Source organism: Neobacillus niacini (assembly GCF_000759675.1).
Classification (GTDB): domain Bacteria; phylum Bacillota; class Bacilli; order Bacillales; family Cytobacillaceae; genus Neobacillus; species Neobacillus niacini_A.
Map to the genome: position 1 here is coordinate 1 of NZ_BAWM01000156.1, position 220 is coordinate 220.

General features: G+C 52.3%; 1 rRNA gene. It reads right to left on the reverse strand.

From position 1 onward, the window contains the following. Positions 1–220: ribosomal RNA gene (locus TR08_RS29225) — 16S ribosomal RNA — on the reverse strand; the annotation flags it as partial.

The window sequence follows — 220 nt, forward strand, 5'->3', positions numbered from 1 at the left end:
GGTGATCCAGCCGCACCTTCCGATACGGCTACCTTGTTACGACTTCACCCCAATCATCTGTCCCACCTTAGGCGGCTGGCTCCTAGGACAAAACTTAACTTCCTATATTTATAATAAGAGGTTAAGTTTTGTCCCAGGTTACCCCACCGACTTCGGGTGTTACAAACTCTCGTGGTGTGACGGGCGGTGTGTACAAGGCCCGGGAACGTATTCACCGCGG